This is a genomic window from Nitrososphaerales archaeon, assembly GCA_032906765.1.
In the GTDB taxonomy this organism is placed as follows: domain Archaea; phylum Thermoproteota; class Nitrososphaeria; order Nitrososphaerales; family Gagatemarchaeaceae; genus DASPPF01.
Map to the genome: position 1 here is coordinate 167482 of JAJTZB010000001.1, position 15681 is coordinate 183162.

The following is a 15681-nucleotide window of genomic DNA, read 5'->3' on the forward strand; positions in this document are numbered from 1 at the left end:
AATCAGTAGCGAAGGATGGCCTAGGACGTTCGTGACCAGGCACTGAGCGCAGCCGTGCAACTGTCTCGGCCGTAGTCGTGGCCGCGGTCTACATAGTTGGCAGGGGACAACGTCTGCTGGGTTGAGGGGACTACGACAGGCCAACTCGACGCAAGGCTAAGACTCGTGGGTTTCAGTGTTCACGTCGCGATGGTTTCTGACAATGGAAGCCGCCTCAATGCTCGATAGGTTCGAATATTTGCTCAATTGACCAATTTGGCTAATAAAAGATGATTAGTCGTCCAAGAACAAGAATTTCTTGATGAAAGGCCTCCAGTACACACTCCCAGTGTCTGTGAGGAGGAACGTAGCGCTGCAGGCCACCTCCATAACCAGAGAGCCAATCAACGCCGCACGATTCGTCAGGCCAGTTGCAAGAGTCTACGTAATCCCAGAACGGTGCAAGGAATGCGACTACTGTTGGACATTCTGCCCCCAGGATGTTCTAGAGCTCTCCGATGAGACCAACGCGAATGGTTACCGTCATCCCAGGGTCAAGAAGGGAAAGGAGAATGATTGCGTGGACTGTGGCATGTGCACCTGGCTCTGCCCAGACTTCGCGATATTCACGTCGGTGGTGAATCCGGGACAATGAGCAAGAACGGCGGAGTCCTGAGCCCGGGCACGTACTTCATGATGGGCAACTTCGCGTGCGTCGAAGCAGCCATCATGGCCGGCTGCAGGCTGTTCGCCGGGTATCCGATAACGCCTTCTTCTGAGATATTCGAGAGGGCCTGCACAAGGTTTCCGCAGGTCGGCGGCTATGCAGTGGAGATGGAGGACGAGATTGCAAGCATGGCGGCGCTGGTCGGCGCGTCCTACGCCGGAAGCAAGGTGATGACTGCAACCTCTGGTCCAGGATTCAGCCTCATGATGGAGAACATTGGACTCGCGTTCATGATGGAGGCCCCGTCGGTGGTTGTGAACGTGCAGAGGGGAGGTCCGAGTACCGGGGTTCCCACACTTGTCGGGCAGGGCGACATGATGCAGGCAAGGTGGGGCACCCATGGGGACACGGAGATGATCGCGTACTGTCCGAGCAGCGTTCAGGAATTCTTCGACCTTACGATTCAGGCGTTCAACACTGCGGAGAAGTTCAGGACGCCCGTGTTCGTGATGGCCGACCAAGTTGTTGGAATGATGTCAGAGCGACTGCGCGTCCCGCCCATTGAGGAGATAGAGATCGTGGAGAGGCTGGCGGCCAAGCCTCCCGGGTCGTCAGACCTCGGTCTTCCTTTCGATTACTCGCGGGACTTCGTCCCGATGCCAATAGCGGGGACAGGTTGCAGGGTCAACGTTGAGAGCTTGACGCACGATTCGAGGGGATATCCGAGCACCGAGCACTCGGTCTCGCAGGCTATGATGGCCCATCTCCTGGGCAAGATAAGGAACCACGCCAGCGAAATCTGGAGATGGCAGGAATACCTAGTTGACGACGCCGATGTCGTGGTGATTGCCTACGGCTCCACGGCGCGTTCCGCCCTGTCCGCGGTGAAGGCCGCTAGGTCAAAACAGATCAAGGCGGGTCTCCTCAGGCTGATCACTCCCTGGCCTTTCCCTGACAAGATCGTCGAGAAAATAAGCAGCAGAGTCAACACCATAGTCGTCCCCGAAATCAACTACGGTCAGATGATCCATCCAATCAGGGAGAACTCCAAGTGCCCAGTGGTGGGCGTGAACTTGGCGCCTGGCACTCTCATCGAGCCTCGCACGATAACCGACGCCCTGGAGTTGGTTGCTTGACCACGCCGCAGCTCGCAGCAGGTGGCAGGGAGATCAAGGTCAGTGCTCACTCGAGAGATCGGCTGATCAGGGCTCATAGGCTCCCCAACATCTGGTGTCCGGGTTGCGGGATTGGCATAGTGCTGGAGGCCTACACACGCGTGCTTGAGAAGTCTAACATTCCTCCTGAGAGGCAAGTCGCAATATCAGGGATAGGGTGCACAGGGAGGTTCGCTGGGTATCTCGACCTCGACTCATACCACACAACTCACGGAAGGGCCATAGCTTTCGCGACAGGAATGTCCGTTGCAAACCCTGACTTGGAGATATTTGTAATCGCCGGCGATGGCGACATAAGCACGATAGGAGGAAACCACCTGATACACGCTGCCAGGAGGAACGTCGACATCAATGTCATAATGGTCAACAACTTCAACTATGGGATGACGGGCGGGCAGCACGGCGCGACCACCCCCACTGGGGCGAAGACATACACATCTCCGTACGGAAACGTCGAGTCGCCGTTCAACATACCCTACCTGGTCGCGGCCGCTGGAGCCTCGTTCGTCGCCAGATGGACGACAATCCACGCGAACCAGTTATTCAAAGCCATCCGCCGCATGACGGAGGTCGAGGGGTTCACATTTCTTGAGGTGATCTCTCCATGTCCTCCTACATTCGGTGAACTCAACGGTTTCCCGGAGGCTCTGGATACCATGAAGTACTTCCGGGAGAAGTCGGTAGTGGACGATGGCGCCGACCTGCGCACCTTGCCAATCACGATGCATCCCGAAGACCCTTTGGTTGTAGGGAATTTCGTCGACAAGAGGAGGGAGTCGTATCAGGAACTTCTTCGCCAGATGCAGCTCAGAGCCAGCGGGGTCGGACACCAATGAAGTGGGAGTTCCGCATTACCGGCCTAGGTGGACAGGGCGCGATAACCATCGGACACATACTCGGACGGGCAGCAGTCCTGTACGACAACAAAGAAGCGGTTGTCACAGAAGGCTACAGCCCGTACATCACGGGCGGATGGTCGAGGGCGGATGTGATAGTGTCTGACGACCAGATAGACTATCCGTACGTGTCCAAGTTGGACATTCTTGTGGCCATGTATCAGGAAGGGCTAGACCTGAATGTGAAGCTACTGAAGCCCGACAGCACAGTGCTCGTGGAGAAGAGGCTGGTGGACACAGCCAAGGTGAAGAATGAGAGGAAGGTCATCGGGGTACCGGCCACAGAGCTCGCCGAGAGGCTGGGCAGGAAGATACTCGCCAATGTCGTGCTGCTAGGAGCCTTGGCGGCGAACTCCAACGCCGTCACCATGGACTCGTTGAGGAAGGCAGTTGCAGACAGATTTCCAAAGGCCACGGAACTGAACCTGAAGGCCCTCGAGGCGGGATTCGACATCATGGAGCTGACAGGAGGTGAGAGAAGGGTTGCCTGAGCCAGAGGCCATTCTCATCATCGGGGGAGGGATAGCGGGAATCCAGGCAGCACTGGACGCAGCGAACTCGGGGGCCAAGGTCGTCCTAGTCGAAAAGGAGCCGACGATTGGAGGCAAGATGTCCGTCCTGGACAAGAACTTCCCGACGCTCGACTGCTCCATCTGCATCGAGTCGCCCAAGATGAGCGAGGTTGGGCTTCACCCCAACATCGAGCTTCTGACCGGTGCCGAGGTCCAGACTCTCGAGGGGGAGGCAGGGGACTTCAGGGCAGTGATCAGGCAGAATCCAAGGTTCGTGACTGACGCCTGCACAAGGTGCGGCGAGTGCGTGCCGGTCTGCCCCGTCGTCAAGAAGAACGAATTTGACGTTGGGATGGCGGCCAGGAAGGCGATCTACATCCCCATCGAGCAATCGGTTCCAGGCGCATACGTCATCGACGGAGAAAGCTGTCTGAACAAACCACCCAACTACCTGCCGTGCAGCAGGTGTACCGACGCCTGCGGACCCAACGCCATCGACTTCGACATGAAGCCGAGGCTTCTTGAGAGAAGGGTGGCCGCCGTCATCGTCGCCACCGGCTTCGACCTGCTCAATCCTGAGCTGCTGACGGAATTCAACTACGGAAAGCATCCCGACATCCTGACCTCCATGGAGCTGGAGAGGCTGCTGCAGGCCTCGGGACCAAGTCTGGGCGAGGTTGTCAGGCCGTCAGATGGAGAGCACCCCGAGAACGTGCTCTTCGTGCTCTGCGCGGGCTCCCGCGACCAGCGGTTCGTAAGGTACTGCTCGCGGATTTGCTGCATGTACAGCATCAAGGAATCCTACCAACTGAAGGACCACGGGGTCAAGAACGTGGACGTTGCCTACATGGACATCCGTGCCTACGGGAAGGGTTTCGACGAATTCTACGACCGGGCTCGCGACAGCGGCGTGAACTTCACTCGAGGAAGGCCGGCATCGGTTACGCCAGCTGGCAATCGGCTGAAGGTGTCATTCGAGGACACGCAGAGCGGGCAGCTCAACAAGGACAAGGAGTACGACATGGTCGTGCTGGCCACGGCCGTCGTCCCGTCCAGGAGCACCGAATCGCTCGCGAAGGTACTCGGTGTTGAGGTCGCCGACGACGGCTTCTTCGAATCCAAGGACGAGTTCGGGGAGTTCGTCACCAGCACCAGGGACGGGGTGTTCCTCGCAGGATGCAGCACCGGGCCCAAGGACATCCCGGACAGCGTGCTCGAAGCGGGTGCGGCCGTTGCAAAGGCGCTCACGCATCTCAAGAGGAGGTCCTGGCCGGAGCCGCTGAACGTGATCCCCCTGAGCACAGAAGGAGAGCCCAGAATCGGGGTGTTCGTGTGTCACTGCGGCTCGAACATAGCGGGGGTCGTGGACGTCCCGGAACTCGTGAATTACGCGAGGACCCTTCCTGGCGTGGTCCACGCGCAAGACCAGACCTACTCTTGTGCTGCCAATACGCTCAACGACATAAGCAGTGTAATCAGGGAGAAGAAGATTAACAGGGTGGTCGTCAGCGCCTGCTCTCCCAAGACACACTACCCAACGTTCCAAGGTTCGCTCAAGAGGGCGGGTCTCAACCAGTACCTCCTTGAAATGTCGAACATAAGAAACATGGACTCGTGGGTGCACAAGGACGACCGCGAGGGTGCGCTCGAGAAGGCCAAGGACATGACTAAGATGGCCGTTCTCAAGGCGAACAAGATGAAACCCCTCGCTGCGATGAGATTTCCTGTCACCCAGAAAGCGCTCGTCGTCGGCGGCGGAATAGCCGGGATCGTCGCCGCCACCAACCTCGCGGAGCAAGGCTTCGAGACCCACTTGGTAGAGAAGGATGCGGTGCTCGGCGGCCTGCTGAATCAGCTCGGTGAGATTGCGCCTCTGGGCGTGAAGTCCTCCTTCCTGGTTGAGACTTTGCTCGAGAAGCTACGCAGCAGCGGGGCCAAGGTGCACACCTCGACCAAGGTCGAGAACATAAGTGGCTTCGTTGGAAATTACCACGCTCGCCTGACTGACGGATCTGATTTGGAGGTGGGGGCGGTCGTGCTCGCGACCGGGGCAGAGCCGTATTCGCCGACGGAGTTCGAGTATTCGAAGGACCCGAAGGTGGTGACAAGCCTAGAACTCGAAAAGATGGTCGATGACGTCGGGCCCGGCAAGAGCGTATCAATAATCTCCTGCATCGGCTCTAGAGACAGCGAGTTCGGTTGCTCAAGATACTGTTGCCAGACCATGATCAACCAAGCACTACGGTTGAAGGAAAGGGGAAACAGCGTGAACGTGCTCTACAAGGATCTCAGGGCGTTCTCGAGATTCGGAGAGGAGGAATACGAGGTCGCGTGCAGGAAGGGGGTGTCATTCATTCAGTATCCTCAGGACTCCCTTCCGCAGGATGCCATCAAGATGGAGAACGGGGACCTCTCTCTGAAAGACGAACTCCTCGGCGAAGAGATAGTCGTTCCCTCCGACCTCGTCGTCCTCAACCTCGGTCTCAAGCCCGTGAAGGAAGAGAACGGCGTTGTCTTCCAGATGAAGATCCCAGTCGACCAGCAGGGCTTCGCCCTTGAGAGCCACCCGAAGCTCGGACCTGCCGAGTCCGTCGTGCAGGGAGTGGTGCTCGCTGGGACCTGTCAGTACCCGAAGAGCGTGAAGGAGTCGGCCGTTCAGGCGCTGGCTTCAGCTGCAAAGGCCGCGACGATAATCTCGAAGCAGGAGATCGAGCGCGAGCCCTTCGTGGCCGTTGTCGACCAGGCGAAGTGCACAAAGTGCGTCCGCTGCATCCCCGTCTGCCCGTACAACGCGATCAGGGGGGAGCTCGGAAAGAGCATTGAATTCATCACTGCGATGTGCCAGGGGTGCGGAACCTGCGTGGCCGAATGTGCGGTGGAAGGCGCACTCAGACAGGAAGACTTCACAGACGAGCAGATGATGGCGCAGATAGACGCAGCCCTGGAGACCGACGCGCAGAATAAGCTGCTCGTCTTCGCGTGCAACTGGTGCTCCTACGCCGGCGCCGACCTTGCCGGGGTCATGAAGATACAGTATCCTTCAAACTCGAGGATCTTGAGAACGATGTGCTCGGGGCGGGTCTCCCAGAAGCTCATGCTGTACGCCTTCTCCAAAGGTGCCGGCGCTGTCCTGGTGACAGGATGCCATCCCGGCGACTGTCACTACATCAACGCGAACCTGCAGACGGAGAAGAGGGTGGAGAGATGGAGGACCATTCTGAAAGCGAGGGGTGTGAACCCCGACAGGCTCCAGCTCTGGTGGGTCAGCGCTGCCGAGCCGAAGCGTTTCGCAGACAAGGTCAGAGAGATGACGCAGCTAATCACCCAACTGCCCCCAGAGGAGCTGGTTTCCACCACCTCGAAGATCAGGGTGGCAACGAGGTCGAGATGAGGATGACCGCCCTGAAGCTCGAGCCTGACTTCTCGAAGAGGGTCGAGGACATCTCAAACGAGACTCTCTCCCTCTGCTACCAGTGCGGGACATGCACGGCTGTCTGCCCGATGGGAGTGCGCGCGAGGGGGCTGATACGAGGTGCCCAGCTCGGACTCAAAGAGCAGGTGGTGGATGACAAGAGTCTCTGGTACTGCGTCACCTGCAAGCTCTGCGAGTTCGCCTGCCCGAGGGGAGTGAAGATCACAGAGATAATACACGCATCGAGGGTCGTGGGATTCGAAGGAAGGAAAGCCCCCCAGAGGCTCCAGGAGGCGGTGTGGGGCGTCTACGACGACGGCAACCCTTGGGGTGGGAAGAAGAACGAGAGGGCCAAGTGGGCTGAGGGGCTGGAGGTCAAGATTGCCAAGCCGGCCAAGTACCTCCTCTACGTTGGCGATTCCGCCTCGTTCGACCCCCGCCTTCAGAGGGTGGCACGGTCGCTGGCTGTGATCCTGAAGGCTGCGGGAGTGGATTTCTCCATCCTCGGCGAGGGAGAGAACTGCAGCGGCGACGTAGTCTACGACGCGGGAGAGGAGGGATTTCTCGAGGAGCTGGTCCAGAACAACATCGAGGAGTTCAGGAAGAGCGGCACGGAGGGAATCATCACACTCTCGCCGCACTCCTTCAACATGTTCAAGACGGTCTATCCCAAGTATGGCGAGATGCCGGATGTGTTGCACTACACCGAATTCCTTGCGGGCCTTCTTGACAGGGGGACGCTGAAGCTCTCCGGCCAGGGAGACGACCTCGTGGTCACATATCACGACCCGTGCTACCTCGGCAGGCATCACGGAATATACGAGGAACCAAGGAAGCTCCTCGAGAACATACCCGGCGTCAAACTAACGGAGATGGACGACAACAGAGAGAACGCTCTCTGCTGCGGGGGAGGAGGAGGGGTGATGTGGGTCGACTATGACGGCGAGCGTCCCAGCGTTCGGAGAGTCGCAGATGCCGTTGGCACGGGCGCGTCAACCATGGCTACCTCCTGCCCATACTGCATCCAGAACTTCGAGGATGGGGTGAAGACGAAAGATCTGAACTTGAAAGTGATGGACGTCTCTGAAGTTCTGGCGAGGGCCATGAAACTGCAAGGAGGGACGTAGCTTTTGCCAGACACCAGGCGGAGCGCCGCAAGCGATGGGAGCATCTTCGTCTTCCTTGAGCAGACGGACGGAATCATGGAGGAGGTCTCGTTGGAGGTCCTGGGGGAGGCGAGAAGGCTAGCGGACAGACAGGGCGTCTCCGTGACTGGGATGGTTCTGGGCGAGAACGTGGGGGGGCTCGCCAAGGATGCAGCCAGCAGAGGAGCAGACGTGGTACTAGTGGGCGAGTCGCCGCTGTTGAAGGACTTCGCGACCGAGGCTTACCTCAAGGTGATGCTGCCGAACATCCGAGACAGAAGGCCAGACGCAGTCCTCATGGGCGCCACGCGCAACGGCACGGCCCTGGCGGCTGGCTTGGCGGTCAGGATTGGCGCTGGGTTGATGGCACACGTGATTGACCTGGAAATCGAGAGCGGAACGGGAGTGCTGCTCGGCTCCGTTCCAGGCTTCGGAGGCAGCATAGTTGCAGTCTGCAAGTGCAAGGGAAGGCCACAGATGGCCACCGTTAGGCCGGGTATCTTCAAGCCGTTGCCGGCGAACGGATCCAACCCAGGCGTCATCGAGTCAGTACCGGTCGACCTCAGAAGTGAGGATGTGAAGTGCCGTATCATGCAGAGGTCGGTCAGACGGAGCGAGGACATAAGCCGGGCAGAGAGGATGGTCATCGCCGGGTTGGGGTGCAAGGACAACCTCTCTCTCCCGCGCAGACTCGCGGAGGCGCTGGGGGCCGGCTTTGGAGTCTCCAGACCCCTCGCAGACAAGGGGCTGGCCCCCAAGGATCTGGTCGTGGGCTCGACCGGATACAGCATCAACGCCAAACTTGCGGTTGTGATCGGAGTCAGCGGCGCAGCACACTTCGTCTCCGGGATAAGAGACGCAGAGACTGTCATCGCCATCAACTCTGATTCCAGCGCCCTGATATTCAACCACGCAGACTACTGTGCCAAAGGCGACCTGTTCAAGATAGTTCCAGAGCTGATCGCCGCAGTGGAGGCCTCGGGGGCGAAGGGAGCATGAAGTCAATAGTCTGCGTCAAGGTCACGCCGAAGGTCGAGCAGATCAAGTTCGACGAGGCTAGGAAGACAGTGACGAGGGAGGGGGTTGAGAACGAGATCAACGACGCGGACAAGAACGCACTGGAGATGGCTCTCCAGCTCAAAGAGCGCCACGGGGGAACTGTCGTTGTTCTCTCGATGGGGCCCCCCTCCTTCGAGTCCCACCTGAAGCTCGCGATCGCGATGGGCGCAGACGATGCCATCCTTCTGAGCGACAGAAGCTTCGGAGGCGCGGACACATACGCCACCTCCAGAGTCCTGGCAGCAGCAATAAAGCGGATGGCTCCATATGACGTCGTGCTGTGCGGAGAGGCATCCGCGGACGGGAGCACCGAGCAGACCCCGCCGAGCATCGCCGAATGGCTCCAGGTGCCCGGAATCATGTACGCAAACAGCATAGAGCTTCAGGGCAATAGGGTCCTTGCCAAAAAGAGCATAGCCGGAGGGTACGAAACTGTCGAGGCCGAGACGCCCCTTCTGGCCAGCGTCGAGCTCGGCTGCAATTCGCCCAGGTTTCCGGACTTCAGGAGAAAGAGATGGGCAGAGAAGGAATTCAAGTTGACAGTCTGGAATATGCAGGACTTGGGTTTCAGCCCGACCGAAGTCGGTCTTGGTGGCTCTCTGACCGAGGTCAAGGAGTTGAGGAACATGTCCTCGCGGAAGAGAAGAGGAGAGTTGATAGGCGGGGATTCGAAGGAAGTCGCTGCGAGACTCGGGCAGATCATCAGGTCCGTCGGTGGGTAGAATCACGCCAAGGCTGCGCCCCTAGCCTAGCCGTATATTCGACCATGTCTAATAGTGCAAAACCTATAAGACTCCGACCGGGTGTTTCATTGACCGATTGATGCGAAAGGGCGGGACGCTCAACGAGTCGCTGTGCCTGTTGGAGTCCTTTCCTCCCAGCGCATGGCGGGAGGAATCCTACGTCAGGAGACCCCCCCTTCGTATCGGAGAACGTTGATGGGGCGCTCCTCATCATTCCGATGGCATCCGAGGCTGAACGTGTCCTTGACGAGGTGCGCACTTCGTTGGGGCTGAGGAAGACGAAGGGCCACCAGCCGTACTACCTCACCAGCAGAGACAGCACGATCAAGGCCCTGAGAATGTTCGACTGGTTCGTGAGGAGAAGCTGGCGTAGCAAGGAGCTCGCAGTCCTCTGGGCCCTCATCCACGAGATGGGCCGTCAGGCAGAGTCCTCGCCAGCCGTTGTTTCTCTCGAGGCCGTCACGGGCCTGACGGGTTACGAACCCAAGCTGTGCGCGGAAATCATTGCGCGGCTGCTCGAGCGGAGCAACCACCAGGTTGCTCGTGCAGACACACGCGCCAGCTATGAAGCAGACAGGGCGAGAGCATACAAAGTGCTCGAGAGGTTTCTCGAGGAGGCCCCCACGTGGACCGAGGAACACATGATGCATGCGCTTTGCTCCGAGGCGGGCGCCTCAGCAACCGAACTTTACAATCAAGTGCTTCTGCACGACCTGACCGTGGGAGCAGTATACAAGACGGTCGAAAGGCTCAAGCGGACCGGCTACATTCACATCACCAAACACTTCAGGGTCAACGAGAAAGGACCGATGAGAGAGCTACTGTCCTCAGACTGCAGCAACTGCTTCTACGGCTATTCAAACGCGGAGAGCTGCCTTAAGGACGCGTTTCGTCAGCTGGAGTACATCCTCGAGCGATACTATCAGAAGGACCTGACCGAAGAAGAGAGGGCCAACTCCTACAACGCGCTCAAGTCGATGCCGTTGGGTCCGAGGGTGATCAGGAAGGTCATAGAGACTCTAAGCTTGATGCAGCGGGCGGAGAGCCTGATGAAGGAGAGGCAGGTGATCAGCGTGCTGAAGAAGTTCGAAGAGTGGTACGGCGTGAAACTGCCCATCCAGCCGGAGACAGCGTATCCACAATCCAATATTGGCACGTAACCGAATTAAGCAACTTTCAATAGACGCTACGTGAGACAACGCTCCCGTGTCAGGCCGTGGCTCGGAACAGTGCAGAAGCTGCTCCTACTGGCAATCGTATCCCCTCGCAGACCAGACCGGCGTATGCGACAATCCTCAGAGCAGGTACTACAACCGCGGCGTATCCGAATCGGACGAGGCTTGCGAGTACTTCAGCCTTGCCAGCGCTGGACAGAGGAGGTGTGAAGAGTGTAATGACTGGTACCCTCTCGACGTCCAGCCCCATGTAGGAGAGTGCCGCAATCCCGCAAGCCCCGACTACATGAAACCCGTCTTCTGGGACAGGATTTCCGGAGCCTGCTTCGAGGAGAGGTCCTTGGTGGGCGCAGAGTTCGTCTGGTGCGGAACCTGTAGGCAGACCGTCCACGCCTCGGAGCTCGACAGGCACACGACTCACAGGCTCTTCGCCGGTTCATCACAGTTTCCAGTCGAGGACATGCCCAAGTTCACCCTAGCTGGCGATTGACGGCGTGTCGCGTTACGCGAGCCAGTCGGAGCGTGCAGATGACAGCGTGGCCAAGACAGACGTGACGGTGAGGCTGGGCGGCACAGCGGGGGATGGAGTGCAGAGCGGCGGCGAACTGATAGCGAGGATCTTCTCGCGGAGCGGTCTCTACATCTCAACCTACAACGGCAACCAATCACTCATCAGAGGAGGGCAGGTGTGGTTCCACGTCCACGCGGCTCCGTGGAGGGTTTCGTCGCTGGGCTTCGGAATCGATTTCTTGATTTCTCTCACGCAGTCGTTCTACAATGAGCACCATCAGAGCGTGAACGATGGCGGCTACATTCTTTACGATGCCTCGGTGGTGAAGGCTGACGACCTTCCCGCGGGCGTGACGCCCCTTGCCGTTCCTCTGCGTGAGATTGCCCTGAAGTACGACAAGAGACCGATCATGAGAAACGTCGTAGCTGCGGGGGCCCTCGCAGCAGCCCTGGGTATCGACAAGAAGGTTCTCTCGGAAGCCGTTTCCCAGCAATTCGGGTCCGACACCCTGAAAGGAAACGTCCTCGCGGGCAACGATGCCTACAGCTTTTTCCATGAAAGGTTCGGCGTCATCAGAAAGCTGGACTATTGCCCCGTGAGCAGGCCGTTCATGACCGCCAACGAGGCCCTGGCGCTCGGTGCAGTCGCCGGCGGCTGCAGGTTCTATGCGGCCTATCCGATGTCGCCGGCGAGTTCCATCGTGCATTGGATGGCGTCCCATTCAAAGAGTCTAGGCATAACGGTCTTCTTGGGAGAAGACGAAATCTCAGTCATCAACTCAGTCATAGGCGCATCATTCGCTGGGGCAAGAGCGATGTGCGGAACCAGTGGCGGAGGCTTCGCTCTCATGCAGGAGGCCATCGGCATGGCCGCGATGACGGAGACTCCTGTGGTCGTGGTGGACGTGATGAGGGCTGGACCGAGCACTGGACTGCCTACCAAGACCTCCCAGGGAGACCTAAACATGGTACTCGGGATAGCTCAGGACGACTTCCCCAGGGTTATAATCGCTCCGCGGACGCCCCAGGAAAGTTTCTACGCCGCTGGCAGAGCCCTCAACATCGCTGAGAAGTTCCAGGTTCCAGTCATAATTCTGTTGGACTTCTCCATCTCCGAAGGCGGTTACTCCACAGTGGACGCTCTAAACTTTGATGCGCCGATTGACAGAGGGAAGATTGTTGTCAAGGGGGAAACAAACGGGGTCTGGTTCAAGAGGTTCGAACTGACGCCGGACAATGTGTCGCCCCGTTCGCTTCCTGGAACAGACGGGATGATGTTCGTCGCAAAATCCGACGAGCATGACGAGTACGGGCACGACCTGAGCGACGTGCTCTCGGGCCTGAAGGAGTCGGTCAAGCTCAGAGAGAGAATGTACGAGAAGCGGATGCGGAAGCTGGACCTGGTCCGCAAGGAGATGTCGCCGCCCGAGTTCTTCGGTCCGGACAAGGCAGACCTGACGGTGGTAACGTGGGGTAGCTCTGCGAATCCGGTCAGGGAGGCCATCCGCGAGCTGCGAAGTCAAGGGGTCCGAGCCAATTCACTGGAGTTCTCCGACCTGTACCCCCTCGACGCAACCAAGGTCAGGAGAATCCTGCAGGGCTGCGGTGACCTGCTGGGCGTCGAGTGCAATTACACCGGCCAGTTCTCAGGCTACCTGAAGAGGGAGACGGGCGTGACTGTGGAGAGACACCTCCTGAAGTACAGCGGTGAACCGATTTATCCAGTCGAGGTGGTCAACTCCGTCAAGGACGCGCTTGCCCGGGAGGTCTCCGCAGTTGCATAGCATGGCGTTCGACAGCGACGTGAAGCCTGACTGGTGCCCTGGATGCGGAGGCTACGGAATATTGGCCTCGCTGAAGAGCGCCTTGACTGGGTTGGGCTTGGAACCACGCAACGTCGCAATCGCGTCTGGCATAGGCTGCTCGTCGAATCTCCCGGGATACATCAGGGCATACGGCTTCCATGGACTCCACGGCAGACCAGTCCGCGTGGCCATCGGCATAAAGAGCGCGAACCCGTCCCTCACGGTCGTCGTCACAGCCGGAGACGGCGACGAGTACGGTATCGGATTCAACCACGTAATCAACGCCGCACGCAGGAACGACGACATCAAGCTGATCGTTTCGAACAACAGCATCTACGGCCTGACGACCGGCCAGGCCTCGCCGACATCCGAGCTTGGGCAGAAGACGAAGACCACTCCAGACGGCTCCATGATCTATCCGCTCAACCCCCTCTCGACTCTCCTCGGTGCCGGCGCGACCTTCGTGGCCAGAGGGTTCTCCGGGGAGCCAAAGCAATTAACCAAGCTGATCGAGGAGGCGGTCTTACATCGTGGTTTCGCGCTCGTCGACGTCATCAGCCCCTGCGTCATCTGGAACGATACCTACGCCAAGGTCAGGAGTGCCGTCTACAAGCTGGAGGACATGGACTACAGGCCGGACGACCAAGTCGAGGCCTACAGGAAGGTCAACGAGACGCCAGGCTTGCCCATAGGGATATTCTACCGGACCGAGAGCAAGCCGACCCTCCAAGAGATGGCCGTTGCTACGAACGGCGGGATGAAGCCCATCGACGGCGTCAGAAATCTGGAGAAGCGCGAAGCGGAGGATTTGATGCGCGAATTCTACTAGCGTGGTATAATGGTGCCCAGCGAACGTTTTACGAATGCAGGGTGCGAAGACGATGCCTGACCGAGAAGAGCACAGGACGGCCTCGCGGTTGCTCGGAGTCTCGCTTCCTGCCGAACGGGCCCGTTTGACAAGCTCGAGACTCGAGAAGCTGGAAGACGGATACACGGAACACTGCAAATGGGAAACAAGCAGGCGGTGGTTCGGAAGGGTACTGGAACGGGCTGACTCGGAATGCGGTGACGAAGGAGCGAAGTTCTGTCTCGTTCATTTCTTCCTGGATGCATTACATCACAGTCCGGCCGGAGTTGAGGCAAGCGCGAGGGGGAGCATGCGAGTCGGGGGATTCGCCTGCCACGCTCTGCCGGGTGACGCGCGTCTCGAATTGCTGCTCATGGTCCAAAAAGACTTCCCGAAGTATCTGGAAGTTGCGGAGGAGCTCGGGCGGGCAATAAGGAGCAAAGAGGAGGAAATTGTGAACCTAGCTGGCCGCAGGTCGATTCACGAATCCGTGGCGGTTCGACCCCAACAAGTCGAGTCCTAGTCCCACCCCCCGCACTACGACCGAGAGAAGAAGCGCTTGAACACCCTGCTAGTGGCGAGGCAGACCCAATAGTCCAGTCTACTGTCTCCGGTCCTGAGCAGTTTCACACGGAACCGCCCGTTCGTAGATTGACGAGACTTGAGCCATTCCAGGGCCCGTGCGATTCGCCTGTCTCGCCGCGTCATTCCCAGCCAGGAGAGCGAGTCCAGCGCTGACACCACGTCGGTGAACCAGAATGGAAAGGAGACGCTCTTCCAGAAGCTGGTCGCCTTCCTGTCTACATAGGTGTCTTCCTTGAAGATACGCGACGCGAGAAGCTCACCACCGACTCGTGCTTCCTCACTTCGTCTGAGCCTGGCATGCGCTGCGAACGCCCGGAGCACTACGCCCGTGACCAAGTGAGAGGAGGGTTTGGCCAAGTCAGGCTTCATTGTCGGGGCTCTCATCGCAGACACGATCGTGGCCCAAGAAGCCCGACCGCTGACAGTCCTGAAAGGTATCGCCCACCCGCCGTCCCTCTGGCGAATCGAGAACAGCCATTCGAACCCGGCGGCGATTCTGCTGTCCTCTGAGTACCCGGCCTTGATCAGTAGCTCCATTATCCCAGCGGTGTAGTTTGGCGAGTACTGTCTGCCGTAGATTCCACGGAAATCACCCTCGTCGGTCTGCTGCCCGAAGAGGAAGGAGGCAGCCTTTGATATCGCGGGATGACTCCGGTTGAACCCGAACTTCTCGACGAGCTGACCCAGACGTCGGTATGTCTCGAGCTGGTCGTAACCTTTTCTGGAACGAATGCGCGCGTCTCCTCCTGCGGGGTACCGCCAGCGGCCATCCCTCTGCTGGAGCTTCAGGATTGCAGAGGGCTCGCGACTGGACCAAAGCACAGCAATTGCGGGAACGGGCAACTCGAGAAGGTCGCGCCTTGTGAAGTACACAACTGGTTCGTATCCCGACTGCATGAGGTAGGGTGTCGGGTCGCTGCGGAGCCCGCTCCGCAGCATGCCGCCTGTCGACCGAGTCTGCCCCAACGCGTCACCGACCTCGATTGGGAACAGGTGGTAATGTGCCACCTAAGGGGGATTCCCGTGTCCCCAACACTGGAGCGGAGCATGTGCGTGGACCCCCGGACCTCGCCCGCCAGACAATACGAATTTGAGCGTGAGAGCAGTATCGTCAGCTTTACTAGCTTAGTCAGATTCTACTACTAGATTAAAATCCCCTACCGTCATAGGC

14 protein-coding genes are annotated in these 15681 nt (G+C 58.8%); 13 read left to right on the plus strand and 1 reads right to left on the minus strand.

Annotated features, from left to right (window positions below; all coding sequences use genetic code 11):
• The first annotated feature begins 301 nt into the window (after positions 1-301).
• The 13 genes from LYZ69_00865 to LYZ69_00925 all read left to right on the plus strand — a co-directional run bounded on the left by LYZ69_00865 (position 302) and on the right by LYZ69_00925 (position 14448).
• Positions 302-634 (plus strand): 4Fe-4S binding protein, encoded by a 333-nt coding sequence (locus LYZ69_00865; GenBank protein MDV3277000.1) that lies wholly within the window; start codon positions 302-304, stop codon positions 632-634.
• A complete protein-coding gene (locus tag LYZ69_00870) occupies positions 631-1782 on the plus strand; it encodes a 2-oxoacid:acceptor oxidoreductase subunit alpha (protein MDV3277001.1) in 1152 nt (383 codons plus the stop codon). Before LYZ69_00865 ends, LYZ69_00870 begins: the two co-directional genes overlap by 4 nt.
• On the plus strand, positions 1779-2657 hold the full coding sequence (locus LYZ69_00875) for a thiamine pyrophosphate-dependent enzyme (GenBank protein ID MDV3277002.1): 879 nt from the start codon (positions 1779-1781) through the stop codon (positions 2655-2657). The genes LYZ69_00870 and LYZ69_00875 overlap by 4 nt, the downstream gene beginning before the upstream one ends.
• The gene (locus LYZ69_00880) at positions 2654-3208 is read left to right on the plus strand and encodes a 2-oxoacid:acceptor oxidoreductase family protein (protein MDV3277003.1); all 555 of its coding nucleotides are present in this window, start codon (positions 2654-2656) and stop codon (positions 3206-3208) included. Before LYZ69_00875 ends, LYZ69_00880 begins: the two co-directional genes overlap by 4 nt.
• A complete protein-coding gene (locus LYZ69_00885; protein MDV3277004.1) occupies positions 3201-6620 on the plus strand; it encodes a hydrogenase iron-sulfur subunit in 3420 nt (1139 codons plus the stop codon). Before LYZ69_00880 ends, LYZ69_00885 begins: the two co-directional genes overlap by 8 nt.
• Positions 6621-6622: 2 nt before the next feature.
• Positions 6623-7768, plus strand: coding sequence for a (Fe-S)-binding protein (locus tag LYZ69_00890; GenBank protein ID MDV3277005.1), 1146 nt, complete (start codon positions 6623-6625; stop codon positions 7766-7768).
• 3 nt (positions 7769-7771) lie between these two features.
• Complete coding sequence (locus LYZ69_00895) at positions 7772-8785, plus strand: electron transfer flavoprotein subunit alpha/FixB family protein (protein MDV3277006.1); 1014 nt, start codon at positions 7772-7774, stop codon at positions 8783-8785.
• Complete coding sequence (locus tag LYZ69_00900) at positions 8782-9567, plus strand: electron transfer flavoprotein subunit beta/FixA family protein (protein MDV3277007.1); 786 nt, start codon at positions 8782-8784, stop codon at positions 9565-9567. The genes LYZ69_00895 and LYZ69_00900 overlap by 4 nt, the downstream gene beginning before the upstream one ends.
• A gap of 284 nt (positions 9568-9851) precedes the next feature.
• On the plus strand, positions 9852-10748 hold the full coding sequence (locus LYZ69_00905) for a hypothetical protein (GenBank protein ID MDV3277008.1): 897 nt from the start codon (positions 9852-9854) through the stop codon (positions 10746-10748).
• Positions 10749-10794: 46 nt separating this feature from the next.
• Positions 10795-11253, plus strand: a complete 459-nt coding sequence (locus LYZ69_00910; protein MDV3277009.1) for a hypothetical protein — start codon at positions 10795-10797, stop codon at positions 11251-11253.
• Between the two features lie 46 nt (positions 11254-11299).
• The gene (locus LYZ69_00915) at positions 11300-13057 is read left to right on the plus strand and encodes a 2-oxoacid:acceptor oxidoreductase subunit alpha (GenBank protein ID MDV3277010.1); all 1758 of its coding nucleotides are present in this window, start codon (positions 11300-11302) and stop codon (positions 13055-13057) included.
• A 1-nt stretch (position 13058) separates the two neighbouring features.
• On the plus strand, positions 13059-13907 hold the full coding sequence (locus LYZ69_00920) for a 2-oxoacid:ferredoxin oxidoreductase subunit beta (protein MDV3277011.1): 849 nt from the start codon (positions 13059-13061) through the stop codon (positions 13905-13907).
• Positions 13908-13959: 52 nt separating this feature from the next.
• Positions 13960-14448: a hypothetical protein gene (locus LYZ69_00925; protein ID MDV3277012.1), complete on the plus strand. Its 489-nt coding sequence runs from the start codon at positions 13960-13962 to the stop codon at positions 14446-14448.
• A gap of 14 nt (positions 14449-14462) precedes the next feature.
• On the opposite strand, the gene LYZ69_00930 is transcribed toward LYZ69_00925, so the two are convergent.
• A complete protein-coding gene (locus LYZ69_00930) occupies positions 14463-15518 on the minus strand; it encodes a hypothetical protein (GenBank protein ID MDV3277013.1) in 1056 nt (351 codons plus the stop codon).
• Between the last annotated feature and the right edge of the window lie 163 nt (positions 15519-15681).